We start from the raw sequence: 405 nt of genomic DNA, 5'->3' as shown, positions 1-405 counted from the left end.
TAGAGTGTTTTCGCGATAGTAGACTATTCTTGCCAGCATGAAGTCACCCCCAATATATCACCGTGAGTGATAGAAAATTTCGACCTTTTTAAAAACATTACTGCACAATTGAGCACGTCAATGAATCGAAAACCACAGCCGAAAGTGAGCATTGATGCCCATTACTTACAAGAGACCCAAATGTGGGCATCATCGTGGAGGAAGAGTAAGAGGAAAGAAAACCACGCAGAATTCACTCAAGCTTCTCGAGCTCAAAAACCCTCGCGTCCTTCCGCTTCATTTCCCTGACCGCGACCCTTCTGGCCTCGTCAGCTGTTTCGGCGTGGAAGATTATAGTTTCACCATGGTTTTCCCCGCCGTGCAGAGTGAGGGCCCATTTCATTTTACCACCGCAAAATCCTGTCA

At 46.7% G+C, this 405-nt stretch carries 1 protein-coding gene; it reads right to left on the bottom strand.

Annotated elements, in window-relative coordinates; genetic code table 11:
- Positions 1 to 232 precede the first annotated feature (232 nt).
- A complete protein-coding gene (locus E3E42_RS11790; RefSeq protein ID WP_167711977.1) occupies positions 233 to 382 on the bottom strand; it encodes a hypothetical protein in 150 nt (49 codons plus the stop codon).
- Between the last annotated feature and the right edge of the window lie 23 nt (positions 383 to 405).

This window comes from Thermococcus sp. JdF3 (assembly GCF_012027495.1).
Taxonomy (GTDB): domain Archaea; phylum Methanobacteriota_B; class Thermococci; order Thermococcales; family Thermococcaceae; genus Thermococcus.
Note: the sequence above shows the minus strand (reverse complement) of the source record. Positions and strands in the feature narration are given on the sequence as shown.

Bases quoted from the DNA above. Each gene is read 5' to 3' on its own strand.
- E3E42_RS11790 (WP_167711977.1), bottom strand. From the start codon at position 382: ATGAAATGGGCCCTCACTCTGCACGGCGGGGAAAACCATGGTGAAACT.